20 protein-coding genes are annotated in these 23,408 nt (G+C 52.3%); 11 read left to right on the top strand and 9 right to left on the bottom strand.

Translation table 11 applies throughout. From position 1 onward, the window contains the following. Positions 1–260 precede the first annotated feature (260 nt). Positions 261–1,607 carry a P-loop NTPase fold protein gene (locus AC0QHF_RS03760; protein WP_324702847.1) on the top strand — a complete coding sequence of 449 codons (1,347 nt, stop codon included), beginning with the start codon at positions 261–263 and terminating at the stop codon, positions 1,605–1,607. Positions 1,608–1,984: 377 nt separating this feature from the next. On the opposite strand, the gene AC0QHF_RS03755 is transcribed toward AC0QHF_RS03760, so the two are convergent. Beyond that, on the bottom strand, positions 1,985–2,566 hold the full coding sequence (locus AC0QHF_RS03755) for a hypothetical protein (protein ID WP_324702846.1): 582 nt from the start codon (positions 2,564–2,566) through the stop codon (positions 1,985–1,987). Between the two features lie 92 nt (positions 2,567–2,658). On the opposite strand from AC0QHF_RS03755, the gene AC0QHF_RS03750 reads away from it, so the two are divergent. Continuing rightward, positions 2,659–3,675 carry an adenosine kinase gene (locus AC0QHF_RS03750; protein ID WP_324702845.1) on the top strand — a complete coding sequence of 339 codons (1,017 nt, stop codon included), beginning with the start codon at positions 2,659–2,661 and terminating at the stop codon, positions 3,673–3,675. A gap of 49 nt (positions 3,676–3,724) precedes the next feature. Here AC0QHF_RS03750 and AC0QHF_RS03745 read toward each other — a convergent pair whose 3' ends face one another. Then, on the bottom strand, positions 3,725–4,348 hold the full coding sequence (locus tag AC0QHF_RS03745) for a 50S ribosomal protein L25/general stress protein Ctc (RefSeq protein WP_324702844.1): 624 nt from the start codon (positions 4,346–4,348) through the stop codon (positions 3,725–3,727). 319 nt (positions 4,349–4,667) lie between these two features. Continuing rightward, the gene (locus AC0QHF_RS03740) at positions 4,668–6,008 is read right to left on the bottom strand and encodes an adenylosuccinate synthase (RefSeq protein WP_324702843.1); all 1,341 of its coding nucleotides are present in this window, start codon (positions 6,006–6,008) and stop codon (positions 4,668–4,670) included. A gap of 292 nt (positions 6,009–6,300) precedes the next feature. On the opposite strand from AC0QHF_RS03740, the gene AC0QHF_RS03735 reads away from it, so the two are divergent. The 3 genes from AC0QHF_RS03735 (at position 6,301) to AC0QHF_RS03725 (ending at position 9,662) form a co-directional block, all read left to right on the top strand. After that, the gene (locus AC0QHF_RS03735; protein WP_324702842.1) at positions 6,301–7,335 is read left to right on the top strand and encodes an adenosine deaminase; all 1,035 of its coding nucleotides are present in this window, start codon (positions 6,301–6,303) and stop codon (positions 7,333–7,335) included. A 100-nt stretch (positions 7,336–7,435) separates the two neighbouring features. Beyond that, positions 7,436–8,311, top strand: coding sequence for a polysaccharide lyase (locus AC0QHF_RS03730; RefSeq protein WP_324702841.1), 876 nt, complete (start codon positions 7,436–7,438; stop codon positions 8,309–8,311). 808 nt (positions 8,312–9,119) lie between these two features. Next, positions 9,120–9,662, top strand: coding sequence for an ADP-ribosyltransferase (locus AC0QHF_RS03725; RefSeq protein WP_324702840.1), 543 nt, complete (start codon positions 9,120–9,122; stop codon positions 9,660–9,662). Between the two features lie 80 nt (positions 9,663–9,742). Here AC0QHF_RS03725 and AC0QHF_RS03720 read toward each other — a convergent pair whose 3' ends face one another. Further along, positions 9,743–10,330, bottom strand: a complete 588-nt coding sequence (locus AC0QHF_RS03720; RefSeq protein ID WP_324702839.1) for a DUF3611 family protein — start codon at positions 10,328–10,330, stop codon at positions 9,743–9,745. Positions 10,331–10,531: 201 nt separating this feature from the next. Between AC0QHF_RS03720 and AC0QHF_RS03715 the strand changes: the two genes are divergently transcribed. The 4 genes from AC0QHF_RS03715 to AC0QHF_RS03700 all read left to right on the top strand — a co-directional run bounded on the left by AC0QHF_RS03715 (position 10,532) and on the right by AC0QHF_RS03700 (position 15,250). Then, positions 10,532–11,614, top strand: a complete 1,083-nt coding sequence (locus AC0QHF_RS03715) for an acyl-CoA dehydrogenase family protein (protein ID WP_324702838.1) — start codon at positions 10,532–10,534, stop codon at positions 11,612–11,614. A gap of 256 nt (positions 11,615–11,870) precedes the next feature. Then, the gene (locus AC0QHF_RS03710) at positions 11,871–12,776 is read left to right on the top strand and encodes an alpha/beta fold hydrolase (protein WP_324702837.1); all 906 of its coding nucleotides are present in this window, start codon (positions 11,871–11,873) and stop codon (positions 12,774–12,776) included. A 114-nt stretch (positions 12,777–12,890) separates the two neighbouring features. After that, positions 12,891–14,318 carry an AAA family ATPase gene (locus AC0QHF_RS03705; protein ID WP_324702836.1) on the top strand — a complete coding sequence of 476 codons (1,428 nt, stop codon included), beginning with the start codon at positions 12,891–12,893 and terminating at the stop codon, positions 14,316–14,318. Between the two features lie 2 nt (positions 14,319–14,320). After that, positions 14,321–15,250: a DUF4435 domain-containing protein gene (locus AC0QHF_RS03700; RefSeq protein ID WP_324702835.1), complete on the top strand. Its 930-nt coding sequence runs from the start codon at positions 14,321–14,323 to the stop codon at positions 15,248–15,250. 102 nt (positions 15,251–15,352) lie between these two features. On the opposite strand, the gene AC0QHF_RS03695 is transcribed toward AC0QHF_RS03700, so the two are convergent. The 5 genes from AC0QHF_RS03695 to AC0QHF_RS03675 form a co-directional block, all read right to left on the bottom strand. Next, positions 15,353–16,255, bottom strand: a complete 903-nt coding sequence (locus AC0QHF_RS03695; protein ID WP_324702834.1) for a DUF6920 family protein — start codon at positions 16,253–16,255, stop codon at positions 15,353–15,355. Between the two features lie 12 nt (positions 16,256–16,267). Beyond that, positions 16,268–17,596 (bottom strand): erythromycin esterase family protein, encoded by a 1,329-nt coding sequence (locus AC0QHF_RS03690; protein ID WP_324702833.1) that lies wholly within the window; start codon positions 17,594–17,596, stop codon positions 16,268–16,270. Between the two features lie 268 nt (positions 17,597–17,864). Next, positions 17,865–18,404: a hypothetical protein gene (locus AC0QHF_RS03685; protein ID WP_324702832.1), complete on the bottom strand. Its 540-nt coding sequence runs from the start codon at positions 18,402–18,404 to the stop codon at positions 17,865–17,867. Between the two features lie 53 nt (positions 18,405–18,457). After that, the gene (pip, locus tag AC0QHF_RS03680; RefSeq protein ID WP_324702831.1) at positions 18,458–19,405 is read right to left on the bottom strand and encodes a prolyl aminopeptidase; all 948 of its coding nucleotides are present in this window, start codon (positions 19,403–19,405) and stop codon (positions 18,458–18,460) included. 405 nt (positions 19,406–19,810) lie between these two features. Then, a complete protein-coding gene (locus AC0QHF_RS03675) occupies positions 19,811–20,320 on the bottom strand; it encodes an FxLYD domain-containing protein (protein ID WP_324702830.1) in 510 nt (169 codons plus the stop codon). Positions 20,321–20,527: 207 nt separating this feature from the next. Between AC0QHF_RS03675 and AC0QHF_RS03670 the strand changes: the two genes are divergently transcribed. Together AC0QHF_RS03670 and AC0QHF_RS03665 are read left to right on the top strand one after the other, a co-directional pair. Continuing rightward, entirely contained in the window at positions 20,528–21,757 is a 1,230-nt protein-coding gene (locus AC0QHF_RS03670; RefSeq protein WP_324702829.1) for a M20 metallopeptidase family protein, read from the top strand. Positions 21,758–21,850: 93 nt separating this feature from the next. Then, a complete protein-coding gene (locus AC0QHF_RS03665) occupies positions 21,851–23,323 on the top strand; it encodes a TldD/PmbA family protein (protein WP_324702828.1) in 1,473 nt (490 codons plus the stop codon). The last annotated feature ends 85 nt before the right edge of the window (positions 23,324–23,408 follow it).

Genomic DNA, 23,408 nt, shown 5'->3' with positions numbered 1-23,408 from the left:
GCTAAAGCCGCTTGAGTCGGTTTTCCTCTCCGCGATCAATCACGGAGCTTCCAACCCTCCCAGGAGTTTTACGTGATTTCACTTCACCTATTCCCTATTCCCTATTCCCTATTCCCTATTCCCTATTCCCCACGCGCCGCCCCATACCTGACGATTTTGACGGTTGCCGTCCGTCAGCCTGAAATTTTCCCCCGTCCAGAACGGGTGCCGGAAGGGGAGAATGGGAAAGAGAATCAAACAGTTGTCGGGAGAATATTCGGATGTCCCTCAATCTCGGACAGTTTTTTCGGGCCTGCAATCCCCGCTACACCCTCAACATGGCGAACCCGGAAGATCGGCAATACTACATTGATTTTGCGCCGGTGCGGGGTTCCAATGTGATTCGGGAACTGAAGCGGACGATCGCCTTTTCCCTCGCAGAACCCACCTGCCAGCTTTTTACCGGACACATCGGCTGCGGCAAATCCACCGAACTGTCCCGGTTGAAGACGGAATTGGAGGCGGAAAAATTTCACGTCGTCTATTTCGAGTCTTCCCAAGATCTGGATATGGCGGATGTGGATATCAGCGATATTTTACTGGCGATCGCCCGCCAAGTGTCCCAGAGTCTCGAAGCCAGCGGCATTTCCCTGCAACCCAAGCGCTTTCAAAGTCTCCTCCAGGGTGCGGCAAACCTCCTCAATGCCGACATCACCGCTTTGAGAGGCAACATTCCCTTCGTGGGAGACGTCGGCGTCCGCACGGACTCGGAAAGCTTTTCCCTCGCCTTCGGCATCGGGGAAATTACCGCCAAAGCCAAAGACTCCAAGGACGTCCGCGCCCTGCTGCGCCAACACCTGGAACCGCGAGTCAATAATATCATCGAAGCCATCAATCAAGAAGTGATCGCACCAGCCCAACAACAACTGAAAGAAAAGGGTCAATCCGGCTTGGTGGTGATCGTAGACAACCTCGATCGCATCGACAACAAACCCAAATTTGGCGATCGCACCCAACCCGAATATATATTTGTCGAGCGCGGCGAACAACTCAACAAATTGCGCTGCCACGTCGTCTACACCATCCCCCTGATCCTGACCTTTTCCAACGATAAAGAAGCCATCAGTAACCGCTTCGGTTCCCACGCCAAATTGTTGCCGATGGTGCGGGTGAAAGAACGGGAGGGCGGCGACTGCGAAGCTGGCATTTATCGGCTCAGACAGATGGTTTTGGCGCGGGCTTTTCCCGAGTTAGAAGAAAAAGAACGCCTCGCCCGCATCCCCGAATTATTCGACAGTCCCGAAACCCTTAATCGCCTCTGCAAAATGAGCGGCGGCCACGTCCGCAACCTGCTGATTTTATTATTTAATTGCCTGCAAAAAGACGATCCGCCCTTCAGCGGCTCTCTCATCGATCGCGTCCTCAGCGAACGACGCAACGAGTTGGGGAAAGCCATCACCGCCGACGAGTGGCAACTTTTGCAACAGGTGGCGACGGCAAAATCCGTCCGCGGCGAAGAGGAATATCAGACGTTATTGCGGAGTTTATTTGTGTTTGAATATTGCGACGAAAATGGCAGTTGGTTCGACCTGAATCCGGTTTTGGAGGGGACGAAGGAGTTGCAGTAAAGTTGTAGTTTTGTCGGGTGCGTTCCCCGACTCTTCACATCTCGGTTAAATCAGTCAGTAACAGGGGGGGAACGCATATAGAGTTGCATGGAGAAAATTTCAGCTATTCACCCATCTTGCCCTTCATGCAGCGCGGAATGTCCCTCATACAGCAAAGGAACATCTCGCCTCATCCTGCCCAACTCAAAAGCACCAATTTCGGTGGGTTCTAAATTCTTGTCCAAAAACTCCATTAATTGTGCATAATTTCTCACTAAAACCCGAGGCTTGTATTTGAACCTTTTGAACTTCAACTCCCATGGTTTCGTCAAATTTTTACTATTTGGTAATCCTTTTCAAATCGAGGTCTTATCGCCAAAGTTTTCCGGCTAGTTTCATCAAAATGGTACGCCGAGTTCTTCGACTTGTTGGCGGGCGTACTCGTCTTGTTCCCGACGCCTTTTGACGTACTCTTCGTAACTGCCGTAAGTTTCCCTAAACCATTCTTCGTCTTGTTCCTTGTAGTACAAGTATTCCGATCGCTCTGAGTATTCAGCCCCAAGTCTAGCTCTAATTGTTTCATAATTTTCGTAACATTTTTTTAGTTGAATAAACTTGTCTTTGCATCCGGACTTCTTGTCAGGATGCAACTGAATTGCAATTTTCTTATATAACTGTTTTGCTTCCCGCTCATTCTCAGCCGCCAACACCCAAGTACCCACTTCCAAATTGGAAAAAACCATCCCCTTTTTGGAATGAAAAACACACCGTCCCTGACTCATCCGCAAATAAAGGACGTTAGCCCAGACTTCAATAACAGCCAAATTTGGGTATTTCTTCTTCAGTGAAGCAAGAGCGTCAGAATAATTCATTGCAGCAGCTAGAATTGTCTTCACCCGGACGATAGACCAAAATGGAGTGAATGGCAATGGATGGGAAGGGTGGGAACGAACCGACTCCGATGCCAACGGGCTTGCCATTCAAGTCTCCCAAAAACTTATGGGCAATTTCCGGCATCTCCCCACTCTGATATCATGGGGTGTTGAATGACAGATCGCGCAGATAAATCCAAATGGCTCAGAGCAAACAGGACGTAAAATCTTTAGATGTATTCGGCGTGGGGAACGCCCTACTCGATATTTTGGCATTTGTAGAAGATGATTTCTTGATCACCCACGAACTCGCCCGGGGCGGCATGACCTTGATGGACGCCCACAAACAGGGCATCCTCCTGCAAGAGTTGGAAAATTCGGCGCTGAAATTGCGCTGCGGGGGGTCGGCGGCCAACACCATGATCGCGATCGCGCAAAGTGGCGGCAGCGGCTATTTTGCGGGGAAAGTCGGCGCGGACACCAACGGCGAGTTTTACCACCAAGATATGATCGCCGCCGGGGTTGAATTTGGAGTCGAAGCCGCGGCGACGGACTCCGGACCGACGGGAACCTGTCTGGTGCTTACCACCCCGGACGCGGAACGGACGATGTGCACCAACTTGGGGGTTGCGATCGCATTATCCAAAACGGACATCGATTTCGAGCAACTGAAAAGCTGCAAATACGTCTACATCGAAGGCTATCTGTGGGACTCCCCCGACGCCAAGGAAGCCTGTCTGGAGATCCTCGAATACGCCAAGGCGAACGGGGTGAAAGTGGCGCTCACCTTTTCGGATCTGTTCTTGGTGGACCGGCACGGGGCGGAGTTGAAGCGCCTGTCGGCAGAATACGCCGACGTGATTTTCTGCAACGCGGACGAAGTTCGGCGGTTGTGCGGCGAAACCGATCTGGAAGCTTGCGCCCGCCAGATGGCGGAGTTGGCGCCCCGGGTGTTCGTCACCAACAGCGGGGAAGGGTGCATTCTGGTGGAAAATAAAACCATCACCCCCGTCCCCGGTTTTCCGGTGAAACCCATCGATACGGTGGGGGCGGGGGATGCCTTCGCCGGGGGCGTGCTGTACGGACTCACCAACGGTTTGAGTGCCGAGAAAGCGGCCCGCTGGGGCAATTACCTCGGCTCCGAGGTGGTGCAAGTGCGCGGCCCCCGGTTATCTGAATCCTACCGCGATCGCCTGGAATCGGTGGTCGGCGGTTAGGGGGCGATGGGGGGAGGGGGAAGAAGCTGTTTCTTTCCCCCCAGTTCACTTAAACTTCGCCCGTCATTTTGACCATCGGTTCGCTTTCTCCGGTCGTTTCTCCTTCCGCCGCGGCGCCTCTCGGAAGCAGGATCGAGGCGACCAGTTGCTGGGGTTCCGCGATCGCTTCTACGCCTTCGGGAAGTTGCAAGTCGCGGATGTGGAGTGCATCTCCGACGTTCATAGCCGAAACGTCCACGTCGATACTCTCCGGAATATTTCCCGGCTTGCAGTTGACCTGAATTTCGGTGATCACCCCGTCGAGCATTCCGCCTTCATTTTTGACGCCGGCCGGTTCGCCGACAAAGTTGAGGGGAATGGTCACTTCCACGCTGTCCTGAGTCGCCACGGAGAAGAAACTCAGGTGGTAGGGAAATCCTTTCCAGGGGTGAGTTTGAATTTCCCGCAGCAGGGCTTTCCCGCTCCAGGACAGGTCGGGGATGTCGAGTTGAATCAGGGTGTGGTTGACGGCCCCTTTTTTGAGCAGATTTTCCGCCGCCTTGGCATCGATGGTGAGTTCTTCCGACTCCGCACCCTTGTGGCCGTACAGGACGGCGGGAATCAGGCCTTCCCGGCGCAATGCTCTCGGTTTCGACCCTTCCGGGCGCTGTTTACATTCGACTTTAATTTCCATCAGAGTTTCCCTGTCAATTCACTACATTTTTTTCAGTCATCCCGCCGCCATTTGTGGTTTCAAAAATCGGGTCAAAAGCCCCCACTTTTGAGGAGTGAGGAGTGAGGAATGAGGCAAAAGTTTCCCTCTATCTCTCTCTCAAAAAGTCTGACTTTTAACTTTTGACTTTTGACTTTTGACTTTTGACTTGTAAAAGGCGGGCGATCGCCGTTCGGTGAAATTTTATCATATCCCCGAAAAACTGGGGGTTTTAGGGAGCGCACGCACCCTTCTCAAACCCCATTTAAATTCGCTCCAACCCCTCGAAAATCGAGGAAAGTTAAGCTTTGGTGTCCACGGGCTGGCCGTCGGCGTCCAACAGCGCCCGTTTGGGGCCGTGGATGGGATCTTCGACGATGATGGTCTGGTCGCGGCTCGCGCCGAGGGAGACGATCGCGATGGGAACCTCCATCAATTCCGCCAAAAATTTCAGGTAGTCGAGGGCCTGTTTCGGCAGGTCGTCCAAACTCCGACATTCGGCGGTAGAGCGTTTCCAACCGGGCAAGGTTTCGTAAATCGGCTCGCAGCGGGCAAATTTGTTGCCGTCGCTCGGGAAGTGTTCGCAGCGATCGCCGTCCACATTGTAGGCGACGCAGACTTTGATTTCTTCCAATTCGTCCAATACGTCGAGTTTGGTGATGGCGAGGCAGTCCAGACCGTTGATCCGCACCGCGTAGCGGCCGATCACGGCGTCGAACCAGCCGCAGCGTCGCTCCCGTCCGGTGGTGGTGCCGAATTCCGCCCCGCGATCGCGCAACACCTGTCCGATCCCTTCCACCATTTCCGTGGGAAACGGCCCTTCGCCCACCCGGGTGGTGTAGGCTTTCGCCACGCCGATGACGCGATCGATCATCGTCGGACCCACACCCGCCCCCACGCAGGCCCCCCCCGCCACGGGGTTGGAAGAGGTGACGTAGGGATAAGTCCCGTGATCTAAATCTAAGAGCGTCCCCTGGGCCCCTTCAAATAAAATATTGTGCCGTTTCCGTACCGCATCGTCGATCTTGAGGGAGGCATCGACAACGTGGGGACGCAGGCGTTCGGCATATTCGAGATATTCCTCGATCACCGCCTCCGCGTCGAGGGGCGGGAGGTTGTACAGTTTTTCGAGGAGGACATTTTTATAATTGATCGTCCATTCGAGCTGCGATCGCAGGCTCTCCGAGTCCATCAAGTCGATGATCCGAATGCCCGTGCGCTCCGACTTGTCCGCGTAGGTCGGCCCGATGCCCCGACCCGTCGTCCCGATTTTGCGAGTCCCCCGACGTTCCTCCGACGCCTGGTCGATCAGGCGGTGGTAGGGCATCGTCACGTGGGCAGTTTGGGCGATCATCAGTTTTTCCGTGGAAATGCCGAGATCCGCCAATTGGTCTAATTCTCCGATCAGCACCTTCGGGTCAATCACCGTCCCGGAACCGATGATGCACTCGGTATCCGGATACAAGATCCCGGAGGGAATCAAATGCAATTTAAAGGTCTGGCCATTGACCACGACGGTATGACCCGCATTCACCCCCCCTTGGTAGCGAACGACAACATCGGCCGATTTGCTGAGGAGATCGGTAACTTTTCCTTTTCCTTCGTCGCCCCACTGGGCTCCTATTACGATTACGTTAGCCAAGGGACTCTTACGCCAAGCTACGGTTTACACAAACTCCTATTATCCAATGTCCATTGATTGAATGTCAAATCGATCGCGACAAATTGGGGCGGGGCTCGGGGGCGGGGGAGGCTTCTCCACTCCCTCCGCCCCCATACCGCAAACCCCAACAATGTCAACCCCGGAAAGCGTTAAGTTTTGTTACACTTGAAAGAATTCAGCAGCCGAGATCGAATCGCGATCTGAATTGCGTTTTCGGTCGGTTTCCGCCGACACCGCCCAACTATTTATTAGCGTTCAAGAGAATATTCCTATGCCTTTACACGCCGAGCTACACCGCCATCTGGGAGGTTCCGTCGTCCCCCGCATCCTGTGGCGCTACTTCCAACGCCACGATCGCAATTTAGCCGGACAATTTCCGGAGTATTGCCAATTCGAGGAGTTTTACACCAAGCCGCGCAACACCCTAGATGAGTACCTAGAACTGCACACGATGGTGGAGCACGTGCAGACGGAACAGACCCTGCCCTATTTCATCTACCGGCTGATGCGGGGAGCCTACACGTTTGAAAATTTGGCCTATCTGGAGTTGCGTTACACCCCGTACCTGCGAACCCCGGAACACCTGAGCCAGTCCGATCGCATCGACTGCATGGCGGATATCGTCAAAATTGTCGGCCAAGCCAGCCGCACCGGGGACACACCCATCGTTACCAGCCAAATTCTGTGTATGCACTCGCGCCTTCCCTACGAGGTGAACCGGGCGATCGTGGATCTGGCGGCCCAGATGCCGGAGTGGGTGTGCGCGGTGGACTTGGCCGGGGGAGATGCCCACTACCGCGATCGCCTGGACGAATTTGTGAAATTGTACGAATACGCGCGATCGCGGGGTCTGAACACCACCGGACACCTCTACGAAACCCCGGAAGGGTGCTATCCCGAACTGCTCCCCCACCTGATGCGGATCGGCCACGGCATCCAGATCCCGCTCCGACATCCGGAATACCTGAAAGAACTCGCCCGCAACAACCAGTGTTTGGAAGTGTGCCCCACCACCTATTTGAAAACGGGGACTCTGGAGAGCATCCACCAACTCAAAGCGGTGTTCGACCGCTGTTTTGAAGCCGGGGTGGATATCGCCATCTGCACCGACAACGCCGGACTCCACAACGTCCGGTTGCCCTTCGAGTACGAAAACCTGCTCACCCAGGACGTGATCGACTTCCGACAACTGCAAGCCTGCCAGCGGGCCGCGTTCCGCCACGCCTTCGCCTGGCCCCACCAGGAGCCCCCGGCTCAAATGCTCACCGACCTGTTAAAACCGGAACCGGTGAAAATTGGGGTGTAAGGAAAAATTGAGAATTGATAATTGATAATTGAGAGTTGTCAATTATCAATTCATTGTCGGGCTTTGGACCCCCGCTTTTGTCAAATCTCAAGGAGACTACATGAAATGCAATACAACTCGATGGGCGATCGCTTTGAGTCGGCTGATTTTAGGTTCGACCCTGTTGGGGTTGATGGGGAGTTGTAGCGAACCGGTCGATTCCTCGGTGTCCCCGACAGGAGAGACGGTGGAAGCGGCCCAGACGGAAGCCCCACAGTCCTGGTCCGACGGGTTTGAGGACTCGGACTGGCAGGAGAAATGGGAGGTCAGAAGTTCGCGATCGTGGGGGTGGGAGAATCTGGAGGTCATCGACGACCCCAGCGGCCGATTCGATCGCGTCCTGAGAGTGGTCTACCCGAAAAATTCGGTGACTCCCAGCGTGGCCCGAAAAGAAGGAGTCCCCGTCGGCGGAGGCCAGTTTTTGGCGGATTTGGGGATGCCGCCGGCGGACGCCATGCGGTTGAGCTATTACCTGCGGTTTTCCGAGAATTTTGATTTTGTCAAGGGTGGGAAGTTGCCGGGATTGTTCGGCGGCGACGAAATTAGCGGGGGCAATATCCCGGACGGGACGAACGGATTTTCGACCCGGTTGATGTGGCGTCGGGATGGCGATGGGGAGGTTTACGCCTACCTACCCACCAGCGACAAATACGGCACGTCCATCGATCGCGGCGCCTGGCGGTTCGTGCCGGGGCGCTGGTATCACATCGAGCAGGAGGTGGTTTTGAACGAACCGGGTCAAGAAAATGGCCGGATTCGCCTCTGGGTGGACGGAGCCCAAGTGATCAATCGCGATGATGTGATGTTTCGCACCACCGACGAGTTGAAAATTGAGGGGATCTTTTTCTCGACCTTTTTCGGGGGTGGGGATCTGTCCTGGGCGACTCCGGAAGATGTTTACGTGGATTTTGCCGAATTCTCGGTGTCTCGACCGTAGCGATCGGGGCGGGGCGGGGAACCGATCCGCCGGAAGGGAATGAAAATTCGAGGAGTGAGGAGTGAAACGTTTTTCTTTCTTCGCTTCTCTTTTCTCTTGGCTCCCGCCCTCACAAATGTTTTCGGAAATCGCAACGATCCGGAGTGGATTGACCGGCGATTTTGACGTGGCGGCGGCGATCGAACCCCCGATTTTGCAACGAAAATTTACACGATTTAACTTGACAAAAATCCCGTAATTCTATCTTTTTTCGGCAAAATTTCGGGGCGTCGGACTGTCGCTCCGCGCCAATGTAACTTTTTGTAAAAAAAACGGGTTTGGTAACATCCAATACAGAATAGGGTGTATATTAAAAACAGAGAGCAAAGTTGTCAGTCTACATTCCATCAGTGAGTTACGGGAGTACCGCAAAAATGTATACTCAAGCACAAACTCCGACCCTGATGACGCGCAACCACCACGCCATCACCGTTGCTTCCAACTTTCGATCGCACCGAAGTTTCATCAGACCGGGCGGGGGTAGTCCCCGAGGTCAACGAAATTCTTAGGATCGGGATTCCATGACCCGCCCAAATGTCATCGAATCTTCACAAACTCCCCACCTTAATTTCCGGCTGCAGAACTGTTTAAAACATCAATTATCAATTTTTGATTTCTCAAATTTTTAAATAGACTGAACGGCTCTCGATTCACATTTGTCCGCTTTTGAACCGACGCACTTACCCCCAAACGGTAAGACGGAGAGGTTTTTTGTCCAAAAATTCACCAACCCACAGATTTCACAGACAAGAATGAGGAGGAAAATACAATGAGCCACGTCCTGACCGCCATCGATAAAACCCTTTTAAATAAAGTCGAAACCCTGACGGGGATGACGGAATCCGAAGCGGAAGTCGCCCTCAACACGATCTCCAAATTTACCATGTCCGGTTTTATTAAAATCAAAAAGATCGAGCGGGAAGGCGGCAGCGATCGCGATGTCGAAGTCGTCAATAATTTTATTAAAAGAATGCCCCATTATCGGGGAATGCTTTACCGGGGCATCCCCTTCTGCAAGCTCGAAAAACTGCAAGCTTTCCTGAAAAACCTACAAGAAAATGGCGGTTATGCGATCGACTCCATGACTAGCTTCACCTCCGATGAATTCGTCGCCGAAGATTACGCATCCTCCCGCCACCCCGTCATGATGCGGATCAAAAATAATCGCTCCGGCATCTCCATCCAAGAATTCTCGGCCCTGTATGCCGAAAGCGAAATTCTCGTCCCCAAAGGCACGCAATACCGCGTCACCCACATCTCCGAAGTCGTCGAAGACGGAGAAATTCTCTATATCGACATGGAAGAAATTTAGACGCGGCGGGGAAGAGAATCGCTGTCGTCAAAGCTTTCTCAGGTTAATGGCTAATCGGGGGGATCTTTTATCCCCCTTTTCTATTGCTTGTAAATTTGGTCGATCAGCCAAATCGAGGCGACCAACCCGGCAAAGTGGGCGACGATGGTATGATTGCTGGCGAGGACAACGAACAGGTCGATGGGTTGGATGAAGTCCCGCAACGCCCCAGCCCCGAAAACCGCCTGGGAGGAAGGCTGGGAAACGGCTTTGGCCAGCAAGATCCCGCCGATCGCCTCCGCCGCCACCAACGTCAGGGTCATCCCCACCAAATTGCTAATTAAGGTGATGCGAATTTGCTTGATCGTATCGGCCCGGGAGGGGCGTGCGGGTCCTGGCGATCGCAGCTTTTGAGATAAACGGGTGTAACCGTAGGCGCGATAGGTGCTGAACCCCAACACCAGCAACCCAAGCACCGCAAAGAACAACCCGCCCCCGCTGCCGGAAGTCGCCACGGGGGTACGCGACGCTTGGCTGGCGATGGCAGCAAAGAACAGGATAATGCCGGAAATCACCGCCAGGACGAGTTGCACCCAAAAACAGATCCACCCGGCCCGACGCAGTGCGATCGCGACTCGCTGGACGGATGAGGCCGATGGTAAAGAGGGGGGTTCGGATGGGTTGGACATCGTTTCAAGCTGTATCGTGACCGGGGGATGGAGCCGACTCTCGAGCTGGGGGGCCCTGGATGATCTGGCTCTTTCCCAGAATAAAGGAGAAGTGGGGCGATCGGTTAACTCCTTATCTTTTATATCGCATCGATCCGTTTTCCGAGGTCGATCGGGAGAGGGTGTCACAATAATAAAGTGTCGTCAACCCTAATATTGGCCGTGTCAGACCTGCTGGAGATCGCCGAAACTTACCTACAAACGTCCGTCGCCCCCCTCGCCCAGGACATCGATCGCGATCCGGAAGCCTTGCGTCAAGCTTGGCGGGGGTTGGGAGAATTGGGGATGCTGACGCTGCGGGTTCCCCGGAAATTGGGCGGGCCGGAGGTGACGGCGGACGTTTTCGCCGGATATCAGGAATGCATCGCCCGCCATTCGGGGGCGCTGGCGTTTTTGCAAACCCAACATCAAAGCGCGGCGGGGATGCTGTCTGTCAGTTCCAATTCCGCTTTGCAACGGCAATATTTGCCCGCCATGGGTCACGGAAAAATCGGTGTCGGGATCGGTTTTTCCCAACTGCGACGCCCGGGAAAGCCGATGGTGCGGGCGGTTCCGGTGGAGGGCGGCTACCGGCTCGACGGGACGGTTCCCTGGGTGACGGGATGGGGGATTTTTGAAGCGTTTATCGCGGCGGCGACGTTGCCGGACGGGCGGGCGGTGTTCGGGGTGGTTCCGTTTCGCGAAACTGAAGAGAACGGGGGCGCGATCGCAATCGGTGCCCCGATGTCCCTGTGCGCGATGACGTCTACAAATACGGTGGCGGTGACGCTGAAGGATTGGTTTTTATCGGGCGATCGCGTGGTGTCGGTGCAACCCGTGGGGTGGATCGAAGAGAATGACAAAAAAAAGGTATTGCAGGCGAGTTTTTTCGCGCTCGGGTGCGCCCGGGCGGGGCTGGATATCGTGGAAACGGCCTTTGAAAAGCGGGGATTTCCGTTTATTCGGGAGGCGGCGGAGTCTCTGGGCGAAGAATTGAGAAACTGTCGGGCGGCAATTTTAGACGCAATCATTGGAGATGAAAAATACGGCTTTTCCGAACAGGTGAAATTGCGGGCGCGGGCGATCGCTTTGGCGGTGCGGTGCGCCCACGCGGCGGTAACGGTATCGGCGGGGGCGGCAAATTTGAGCGATCGTCCGGCGGGGCGGGTGTATCGGGAAGCGCTAGTATTCACCGTTTCGGGGCAAACGCAGCCGCTGATGGAGGCGACGTTATCGGAAATTGGCGGCGGATTGGGCGGTTTTTGAAATCGAGTTAATCCCTTACAGCGGTTTTTGCTCGAATGAGAACCGCACGATCCCCCTAAATCCCCCTTGAAAAGGGGGACTTTGAATTGGAAAGTATACCTCATTGACTTGAAAATTGCTGTAATTCGGGAGGAGCCATAATTGATATGCAATCCGGTTGGATTTCCGCACCGCTTGGGAATCAATTCCCTTTTCTCATAGCACCAATCATCGGTCGATGATTGGGAGTAGACTTCATCAAAATAATCGCTTTTATATGACAATTGATAAAATCAGTTTTCCTCCGTTCCTTCCCTCTTCGATCCGCCAACTCCGGGAACCCGAAATGGTGGCGATCGCCCGAGATATTCGGCGCATCCCCATCGCCACACCTTTATCGTCCCGACCCATTCAAACGGCTCACGTCCGCCGCGATCGCGGTGCGGTTCCCACCGTTTTCTTACACGGTTTCGACAGTTCTTTTTTGGAATTTTCCCGCCTCGTCCCCCATTTAAAATTATCCGATATTTGGCTATTGGATTTGATCGGATTCGGATTCAGCGATCGCATCCCCAATTTATCCTACTCTCCGCAGGCCTTAAAAACCCACCTCTATCATTGTTGGAAAACGTTAATTAAAAAACCGATGATTTTGGTGGGCGCGTCGATGGGAGGGGCGGCGGCGATCGACTTTACCCTCACCCATCCCGAAGCGGTACAGAAATTGATATTAATCGACAGCGTGGGTTATAACGGCGGGTTTGAATTGGGGCAATTTTTGGTTTACCCCTTCGACGATGTGGCGGTCGAATTCTGGCGACAGCGGAAACTGACGGGGTTGAATTTCGGCTCGTTTTTTGGCATTAATTCTCGCGATATCGAGGCGATGCGGTGCGTCTGCGTTCACATGGATATGCCGGGATGGAAAGAAGCGATCGCCTCGTTTACCCGCAGCGGCGGTTATTTTAATTTGCGCGATCGCATTTCCCAAATTGACAAACCGACCTTAATTTTATGGGGCGATAGGGATGAGACGTTGGGGACGGAAGATGCGATCGCGTTTAAACGGGATATTGCGGGTTCGCGGTTGGAATGGATCGCCAATTGCGGTCACGCACCCCACTTAGAAAAACCGGAAATAACGGCGAAATTGATTGATGAATTTATTGGGTGCGATCGTTGACAATATATTTTCTCGTTGTGTTCCTCGGTCGAGCCGAAAGTATGATCTGATGATATAATGATTTTGGGATAACGGTTGAGTTTGAGTTGTTCACCAACACCCCAGGAAAACAAAATGTCTATCGATCTCAAGCGAGTCCAAGTAAAGCGTCTCTTTGATGCCTACGATTTGGATGTACCCATTCAAGATAATACTTTGATCCTGGTCGGTGAAAACGGATCGGGCAAAAGTACACTGATCAACTTGATATATTATACGTTAACCGCTCAGTGGGAGCGTCTGAAAGAGCTTCCTTTCGAGTCCTGTATCATTACGATTGGTGACGATGAATATCCGCTAAAAAGAGCCAGTCTACCGAGTTCCCAGAGAGATATTGGGCGTAAAAAAATTGTTATTCTCGATTATTTTAACCGCAAGCTAACCGAAAACGACTTCAACACTCTTCTGGATGACCTGGCTGAAAATTCTTCAGAATATTGGTCATCATCGCAAGGGACTGAAGATTTGAGAGCAATTAAAAGCAACTTCCCTCAAATACACTTTGCAGCTTTACGAGATTTGGCTGAACTCAATCCGAGATTTAGTTCTTTGGAGGAGAATGAAACAACAAAAGTTGCAGAGAGTCTTGCTGAAACGGTACAATCCAGTGACCGAGAACAAATTTTATTTTTGCCAACCTATCGTAGAATTGAAAAAGAACTGAGAGATGTTTTCCCTGATCGAGACTTTGATGATTTCTTATCTTTCTCTAAAAGGAGCCGTTATCGTAAGAAGCATCAGGCTGCATACATTGAACTTGTCGAATTTGGGATGGAAGATGTAATTCGATCATTTGACTCAACTTTGTCAGACTTAGACCAAAATTTCCGCAATGAACTCAATCGACTTACAGGATCTTATTTGGGTGATATTATACGCAACAACTACAAAAATGTTGATGCTTCTCAACTGGCTACTGAGGAATTTTCTCAAACTATAGATTTGATGCTACCTCGAATTGGAAATATCCTTTCGGAAGACGACCGCTATAAACTGAGAAATTTACTTGAAGATGTTAAATCTCATGAAAACCTATCTGAAGACCAACGTGTACCCGCTTATTTTTTAACTCGTTTGGTTGAAATTCACAAGCGTCAACAGGAAAAGGAAAGTTCGATCCGAAAGTTAGTCAATTTGGTCAACCAGTATCTCAGCAATAAAGAACTGGAATTTAATCCGACTGAATTCAAACTTATAGTCACCAGAAAAAATAGAGAAAAAAATGAAGTTTCTGAAGTTCCGTTGCCAGGATTGTCCTCGGGAGAAAAACAGATCATCTCATTATTTTCTCACATTTTTTTGAGTGACTATGAACGATATTTTGTCGTGATTGATGAACCGGAATTGTCGATATCTGTGCCCTGGCAACGCCGGTTTCTGCAAGACTTGAAAGATACGGGAAAGTGTTCCGGTTTAATCGCAGTGACCCATTCACCTTTCGTGTTTGAAAATTCACTGGCGGAATATGCACATTCTATCAGTGAGTTTATCCGGGAGAGTTGAAAATGTCATCGTTCTTGGATGCTTTGAAAGCCGCACCCAAAACATCCCAAGCAAAATTAAATACAGTTCTCATGAGCTTCAGACCGGATGGTAGGGAGATCTACATTTTTCTCGAAGGTCGGGACGATCCTTCTTTCATCAGAGTCAACGTTCAACGAGTAGCCGAGGCGAAAGCTTTATCTGTCCAAACGATTATATTGGGAAATAAAAAAGAAGTTTTGAATGCCTATGATTATCTAGAACAACGATTTCCAGACAATCCCAGACTCATGTTTTTTGTTGATAAAGATCATGACGATCTCATCGGAGAAACTCGGGGAATCACAACCCAGCGAGGCTTATTCGTCACCCCACACTACTCCATCGAGAATTATCTCGTTTCAGAAACGGCAATTGCGGCTATTTTGACGGACTGTTGGGGTTTGGATTCATCCAATCGTGCGATCGCGATCGCTTGTGAAAAGTTTCGAGAATTTCAGGAACAATATCGCCTCATATTCTTACCGTGGATGGCGTGGCTTTTGGCCACCCGGCGATCGGGGCAAAAACCAAACAGTAACAATATAAAGTTTTCGATAATAACTGTCAATCCAAATTATCAAATTATTCTAAATTGGGAACCGGATATATTGACCCACCTGGCGAGAGTCTGCAATGTCAACATCCAACCGGATCATACAGCCATTGACTCGGCTACCAAAGAACTGGAAGCTTTGCCGACAAAAGTTTGGCTGCGGGGAAAACAAGAACTCTGGTGTTTGATAGCATTTATAAACAGACTTGAGCAAGATGCAAAAGCTGAAAAGATAAAGCTGAAAATCCGTTCGCAGATCAATCTTAACAATCTCGTTGAATGGTTGGCTCCTCGCCTACCCTGTCCTTTAGATTTAGAAGATTATCTGACAACGAGACTTGGAAATATTGAACAATAAAGAAACTTAAAATATATAAATTTGACTTGTATTATAGTCAGTTTATCAATACAGAAATTTTCAAGTCAATGAGGTACACCTTCCAATTCAAAGTCCCCCTTTTCAAGGGGGATTTAGGGGGATCATCCGTTTCTCATTCGAGCGAAAACCGCTGTATTCATATTCGATCCGCCGAATCTGCCCCCGCCAGTAAGGTTGCGGCCCCTCCGACAGCAGCCAAGCCACCTCGCCACGTTGCGGAATCATCATTCCGTCCCGCAATTCGTAATCCCAAAAACGTCCGACCCAAGGAGTCGCAACCAACTCGCCGCCGACATCCCGAAAGCGCCCCTCGGAACGCACGGAAGCGATCGCACCGTCCGCGCCGAACTCAAAAATCAGCCGCACCGTCGTCTCGCCCTCCGTCAATTCTGCCGCGGCGGTGGTATCGTCGATCGCCTCCCAACGCACCCCCTGACTGGGTAAAAGTGCCGTCGGATACCAGGCGGCTTCTGCCAAAAATCGCATCAGTTCTCCCTGGTCTAATTCCGGCGTTTCTGGCTGTTCCATCACTGTCAAAAAACCGAACAATTTCGCCCTCAAAATCCCCCGACCGGCGACGTAGGCATCGCGGACGAAAACGGTCAACCCCGGCGTCATCGAAATGCGGGCATCCCACAGGAAACCCGGACGCCGGGGGACGACCCGCTGAGTTGACCGGAAAGGCCGCCACTGTTCCCCGGTTTCGCTGAAATTGAACGTGCCGACGTGATCGATATCGACCCCCGTAATGATGGGTTGACCGTCTTTTAGGACTGTTTGAAAGTACCGTCGCACCGGGTCGGGCAGGGTTGCGATCGCCTCCGGATTGTAGATTTCGGTATCAGTTGGCGATCGCCCCGCCCGCAATTTTGCCCGCAATTTCTGCGTTTCGGCCTGCCAGCGATAGGGTCCGTAGAACACCAAAACCGCGACGGCGGCGACGACAAGGATCGATACTATTATCAAAAATCCCTTCAGGTTCATCGGCATTTTTCCTCAGATGGCGTGGGGGTAAGTTTCGGGCAGATCTTCGGGTTCGGGTTGGATGCGATCGAGGGGTTCGACGGCGCGGGAATTATCAACATGGATGATCGCATCAAACTGGCGGGATAAACTGGCGTAAAAGTAATGGCTGGCTCGTTCGGTTTCGGGGCGGTAAATGACGCCGATCGCCCGTTCCAGGCGGGGGGATTCGAGCGATCGCGCGATTTCTTCCTCCTGTAATGACAGCCAAAATCGCTCCATTTGGGTACGGTGAAATAGGTTTTCGTAGCTGTTCCCCATCGAGGGGCGAACCCGCTTCAGTTGCACCGGGGCATCCCAGTCGGAGGCGGCTGCGACGGTTCCGGTGTGGGTGGTGAAGCCGACGGAAACGACCTCATTTCCGTAACGTTCCCGGGCGAGTTGTCCGAGGTTGAGTTCGCCGCGATCGCCCATTTGGGTGGCCCGGGCGTCGCCGAGGTGGGAATTGTGGGCCCAGACGATGACTTTCATCGGTTCGCCTTCCCGAGCTCCGTGTTCGATCAGGCGATCGAGGGTTTCCCCCATGTGGCGATCGCGCAAATTCCAGGAGGAAACCTGTCCGCGAAACATCGCCCGATAATATTCCTCGGCATCTTTGATGACTTGGGCGTTCCATTCGGCGTAGAAAAATTCATCTTCCGGGATGCTGCCGTCTCGTTGGGCGTAATCCGCCGCCTGACGCTGCAATTCTAACAGTTGATTCACCACTTCATCTTCGCAGGATTTGGTCAATCCGAAGGCGGTGGCGAAACCGTATTCCTGGGGTTCTTCGCCGAACTGCCCGAAACAATTGTAACGCTCTCGGGCTCTTTGTGCGGCTTCGGGATCGACGCGATCGAGGTATTGGAGGACGGCGGCGATGGAGGTGTAAAGGCTGTAAAGATCTAGGCCGTAAAATCCGACTTTGCGACTATTTTCGGGTAAATTATCATTATGTTGGCGCAACCCGTCGATAAAGTGCAGGACGTCGGTATTTCGCCACATCCAAGTTGGAAAGCGGCGGAAGTCGCCGACGGATTCTCGGGGGGTGAGATCCTCCCCCATTCCCCGGACGAAACGGTTGATGCGGTAGGCGTCGGGCCAGTCGGCTTCTACGGCGATCGCGGAAAAGCCCTTTTCTGCGACGAGACGCCGGGAAATTTGGGCGCGTTCGTAGTAGAAATCGTGGGTTCCGTGGGATGCCTCGCCCATCAAAACGATGTTGGCGTCGCCGATAAAGTCCATCAAGGCGTCGTCGTTGGCGGCGGTTTCGGAGATGGGGCGGGCGTTTTGGCGGATGAGATTGACGGTGCGATCGATCATGATTGTATGAGTCTCTGATACTACCGATTAAAAATGCTTTTGTTTTTAGGGTAGAGGAGGTGCGATCGCGCTTTCGTCTGACGATTGGTAGAAAAAATTAAATTATTTCCGTTCGGGGTCTATCTTTTGAGGGAGATTGGTAGGTATGGCACTACGTTAATCGATTAAAATACTCGAACAATTTTACCACAGAGGCACAGAGGACACGGAGAAATTATGGGTTTTAACCGACATCCTCACAATCCATCGCCCGTTTAAATTGAATGGGTTAATCCATCCCTTCAACTCGGAGTGTTCGGATAAAACTTTGCCATTGACCGACTTTTGAACCGGTAATATCTAAAATTGGGATATTGACGGTCGGAGTTACTCTGTAATAGGTGATTCGGGTCGGTTCGGGTTGTCCTAAACCGTAGCGATTGGCAACCCTTCTCGCCTCTTGACAGTTGATGCCGTAGGCTCCCATTTTGATATCTCCGCCCCCCGCATAATATCGCCAAATAATGATGTCTAAAGGTTGGCCGGAACTCGCACTTTCCTGACATTCGTGGTGGGTAATTTCAAACATTTTGGCAATATGCACGTCATAGCGACTCAATTGCCCTCCGTAAGCGGATGTCTGCCTGGGATTGCGATCGGGGACGACGAAATTGGCGACGCGGGTTTCCTGTCCGGGAGAGGGAAATACGATCCGGGTAATGGGAACGGCGGTAGACTGGGCGATCGCGTCTTGCAGGATTCCCAAGGTTGACAATGCGACAGTTAAACCGACCCCGATCGCTTTTTTCGTGAATGTTGTGATAACCATACGTTCAACTTCACTTTTTCCGATTCTAGCCGACTGGCCCTTCGGAGTCAACCCTACAAACTCGCAAAGCGATCGCCCACTTCCACCAACGCTTTGGCGATCCCCGGTTCGCTCATCGAATGTCCGGCGTCGGGTACTAGAATAAACTCCGCTTCCGGCCAAGCTCGATGCAATTCCCAGGCCGTTTTCATCGGACAAACCACGTCGTAGCGGCCCTGAACGATCGCCGCCGGAATGTGGCGGATGCGACCGACATTTGCCAATAGTTGATCCTCTGATTCAAAGAAGCCGCCGTTGACGAAATAGTGGCACTCGATCCGGGCGAAGGCCGTCGCAAAGTCGCGATCGCCGAACTTTGCCATCAAGTTGGGATCTGGGAATAACTTGCTGGTACTCGCCTCCCAAATCGACCAGGATTTCGCCGCCTCCAACCTCACCTCCGGGTCATCGCTGGTGAGGCGTTTGTAGTAGGCGGAGAGAAAATCGTGGCGTTCTTCCGGGGGAATGGGTTTGATATATTCTTCCCAGGCATCGGGGAAAATGTGGCTGGTTCCCTCCTGATAAAACCATTGCAGTTCGGATTTTCTCAACATGAAAATTCCCCGCAAAATTAACCCCTTGCAGCGATCGGGGTGCGTCTGACTGTAGGCCAACGATAAGGTGCTCCCCCAACTGCCGCCAAACACCACCCAGCTTTCAATTCCGAGGTGATTTCGCAGCCGTTCGATATCCGCCACCAAATGCCAAGTCGTATTTTCTTCTAATTCCGCGTGGGGGGTACTTTTGCCGCATCCCCGCTGGTCAAACATCACGATCCGCCACTTTTCGGGGTCGAAATAGCGGCGATAATCGGGCAGACAGCCGCCCCCCGGCCCGCCGTGGAGGACGACGACGGGTTGACCTTCGGGATTGCCGGACTGTTCAAAGTAGAGGGTGTGCAAGGAACTGACTTGCAATTGTCCTTCGGCGTAGGGTTCGATGGGGGGGTAAAGTTCAGCCATATCTGATAATTGGATTTCAGGGTTTAAAATCATTTATAAAGATGTGGGGGCAAGCCTCTGTGCTTGCCCATTGATTATAACTAATATGAGATTTTTATGGTGGGGGCAAGCCTCTGTGCTTGCCCATTGATTATAACTAATATGAGATTTTCAGGGTAGGGGCAAGCCTCTGTGCTTGCCCATTGATTATAACCAATATGAGATTTTTATGGTGGGGGCAAGCCTCTGTGCTTGCCCATGGATTGTCACTGGCTAATTGATGGTAACCGTTGGCAACCGGAGACGGTTGCCCCCACCAATAATTGAGATTTTGAGATTTTGAGATTTTAATTGTAGGGGCAAGCCTCTGTGCTTGCCCATCGATCATCACTTGCCCATTGATTATAACCAACAATTGAAATTTGATTACGATCGCGACAAAGGATAAACTTCTACGGGGTCGAGTTGGCGGCGGCAGATCTGACGCCGTTCTAGATTGTCAGCATAGCACTCGTTGACCTCGGTGCGCCCCTCGGGGGATGCGATCGCTTCAATGAAAATAACGTGGGGGAGTTCCGCAAAAGCTCGCCCAAATTTCCCGGTTCCCCCCGGTTGCAAAACGGCGGGGGCGACGGTGGCTTCGTTGCGGTTCACTTCCACCAGGCGATCGCCCTCCTGTCGGTAGAGGCGGTAAATCACCCGCAGCGATCGCATCGCGTCGGAACCGGTGTTGGTGAGTTGGCCTTCGACGGTGTAGCGTCCCGCCGTCAGCGTCTCATCTTCGATCAGTCGCATTCGGTCAATTTTGACTCCGCCATTTTGGGCGATTTCCAGGGGAGACGGAACCGCCGACGGGGGGACAGAGGCGACAGGGGTGGGGAGGACGGTTCCCAGCCACAGTGCGGAAATTAGAGAAATTTGCCAGTATTGTAACATCGATCTGAATGGGACCTATAGCGATCGCAACGGTTCTCCTCGCCAGGAATTGCCGAGATCCCCGCCTCGATCAGTTTATCGCGGAAGGGGGACGCGATCGCCACGAATTTTGATTGATTTGGACAAGAACGGGCGAGATGTCCGTTTTGCTGAAACTTGTTAGAATGAAAACTTCAATCATCGCTCCCCCTAAATTCTGAATCATCTATGACTGCAACTGTCCCGAATCAAAGTTCCGTTAATTTATCGCCAATTCGAGCCGATATCCGCACCCTACAGCCGCAATTGGTCGAGTGGCGGCGGCACCTCCACCAACATCCAGAATTGGGGTTTCAGGAACAGTTGACGGCGGAATTTATCGCCCGCCAGTTGAGGAATTGGGGCATCGACCACCAAACCAATATTGCGGAAACCGGGATCGTCGCCACCATTGAAAGCCGGCAGCCGGGGCCGGTTCTGGCGATCCGGGCGGACATGGATGCCCTGCCGATTCAGGAGGAAAATGAGGTCAGTTACAAGTCCTGTCACGACGGGATCATGCACGCCTGCGGACACGACGGACACACGACGATCGCTCTGGGAACAGCTTATTATTTATCTCGACATCTGCCCGATTTTTGTGGTACAATTAAATTGATATTTCAACCCGCCGAAGAGGGTCCCGGAGGAGCCAAGCCGATGATCGAGGCGGGGGTGTTGAAAAATCCCGATGTTGATGGGATAATTGGATTGCATTTGTGGAATAATTTACCCTTGGGAACCGTCGGGGTGCGCTCGGGGGCGTTGATGGCGGCGGTGGAGTTATTTGAATGCACCCTATTCGGCAAGGGCGGACACGGCGCGATGCCCCATCAAACCGTGGATGCGATCGTGTTGGGTTCTCAAATTGTGAATGCCCTGCAAGCGATCGTCTCCCGCAATGTCGATCCCTTGGATTCTGCCGTCGTGACGGTGGGTTCCTTTCACGCCGGACACACCCACAATGTCATCGCCGGACAGGCGACGATGAAAGGGACGGTGCGATATTTCAACCCCAAATTTCAGGGATATTTCGGAAAGCGAATCGAGGAAATTGTCGCCGGAATTTGTCAGGGTCAGGGCGCGGAATATGACTTGAGTTATTATTCCCTGTATCCCCCCGTCATCAACGATGAATCGATGGCAAATTTGGTGAGAAGTGTCGCCGAATCCGTCGTAGAAACGCCGGCCGGTGTCGTGCCGGAATGCCAGACGATGGGGGGCGAGGATATGTCATTTTTCCTGCAAGAAGTGCCGGGGTGTTACTTCTTCCTGGGAGCCGCAAATCGCGATCGCGGCTTGGCTTACCCCCACCACCACCCCCGCTTCGACTTCGACGAAACCGCCCTCGGAATGGGGGTGGAAATGTTCGTCCGGTGCGTCGAAAAATTCTGTCAACCGCGTCCCACAAGCTTCTAGCTTGTGGACACCGGCAAGATGCCCGTGCTACCGCTTGACATCCATTCAACAAAACCGTCACACTAAATCAGTAGATAGCCATAAATATCATCCATGCAAAACAGTACACTGCTCCTAACAAAAGAACTCCCCGACCTCACCTATTCCCCCCTCTTAGATCGCTTTGACGAGAGTTGGGAAGCCCCGCTCTCAACCCTCCTGGGGTTGGGGCGGGCTGCGGGGGCCGATCTGGTCGAATTCTTTCTAGAACGCAACAATTTTCTGAGTTGTTTGGCCGAAGACGATCGCATTACTGGCGTATCTCCCCGCCTCTCCCTCGGGGCTGGAATTCGAGTTTTTAAAGGCAAGGCTGATTGCTATGTAAGTACCAACGATCTGTCCTTCGCCGGACTACGGACAGCCTTAGAAAAAGCTCTGTCAATTCTCGGGTTGCAACTTCCTTCCCCTGTCGGTTTCATCCCCCCCATTAATTTAGAATTTTTGCGGGATTATGCCACCAAAAAAGAGAAGGAAAATTGGCTGTCTGAATGCAGTTCAATGCAAGAAATGGGGGATATTTTGTTGGCATCAAACGCCCAATTATTGAAAAAAGCGAACCACGTTCAATCCCGGCGTTCTTCTTATTTTCGAGACTGGCAAGAAGTGATGGTCGCCGCCAGCGACGGCACCTTTGCCCGGGACGTGCGACTGACACAATCTCAGATTTCTTTCCTATTGTGTGCCGACGGAGAAAATCGCTGTTCCATCAGCAAGCGGGGCGGAAATACCAGCCGTCCGGACGGGTTGCGGACCTGGGATTATGAAACCGATGCCGAAGAGATTGCAGAGTCGGCGGGGCAAATGCTGTATGCGGATTATGTGGAGTCGGGACGCTATCCTTTGGTGATGGCAAATCAGTTCGGCGGGGTAATTTTTCACGAAGCCTGTGGCCACTTGTTGGAAACGACGGCGATCGAAACAAAAACGACGCCATTCGCAGAGAAAAAAGGGGAGAAAATTGCCCACGAAAACCTCACCGCCTGGGACGAGGGATTGTCGGACAAAGAGTTCGGAACCATCGACATGGACGATGAAGGAATGCCCGCCCAGCGGACGTTATTGATCGAAAATGGGGTGTTGAAAAACTTTTTGTGCGATCGCGGCGGGGAACGCAAAACCGGACACCCGAGAACCGGAAGCGGACGCCGGCAAAACTACACCTATGCGGCGGCGAGTCGGATGCGAAATACCTATATCGCCCCCGGAGATTATTCAATTGATGACCTATTTGCATCCATCGATCGCGGCTTATACTGCAAGAAAATGGGCGGCGGCAGCGTCGGCGATACGGGACAATTTAACTTCGCCGTTCAGGAAGCCTATCTGATCGAAAATGGCAAAGTGACAAAACCCCTAAAAGGTGCGACATTGATCGGAGAGGCGACGGAAATTATGAACAATATTTCCATGTCTTCCAACGATATCGGACTCGCCGCCGGGTTCTGCGGCTCCGTCAGCGGCAGCGTTTACGTCACCGTCGGACAACCCCACATCAAAGTTGATGGAATTACTGTTGGGGGAAGGTAAAATTCAATCTGTGGGGGCAGTGCCTCTGTGCCTGCCTATCTCATCTACAAATTAGATGGGATTGAGACTGTGGGGGCAGTGCCTC

This window comes from Lyngbya sp. CCY1209 (assembly GCF_055795065.1).
The sequence above is the reverse complement of the archived record's forward strand: the minus strand, read 5'-3'. Positions and strand labels throughout refer to the sequence as shown.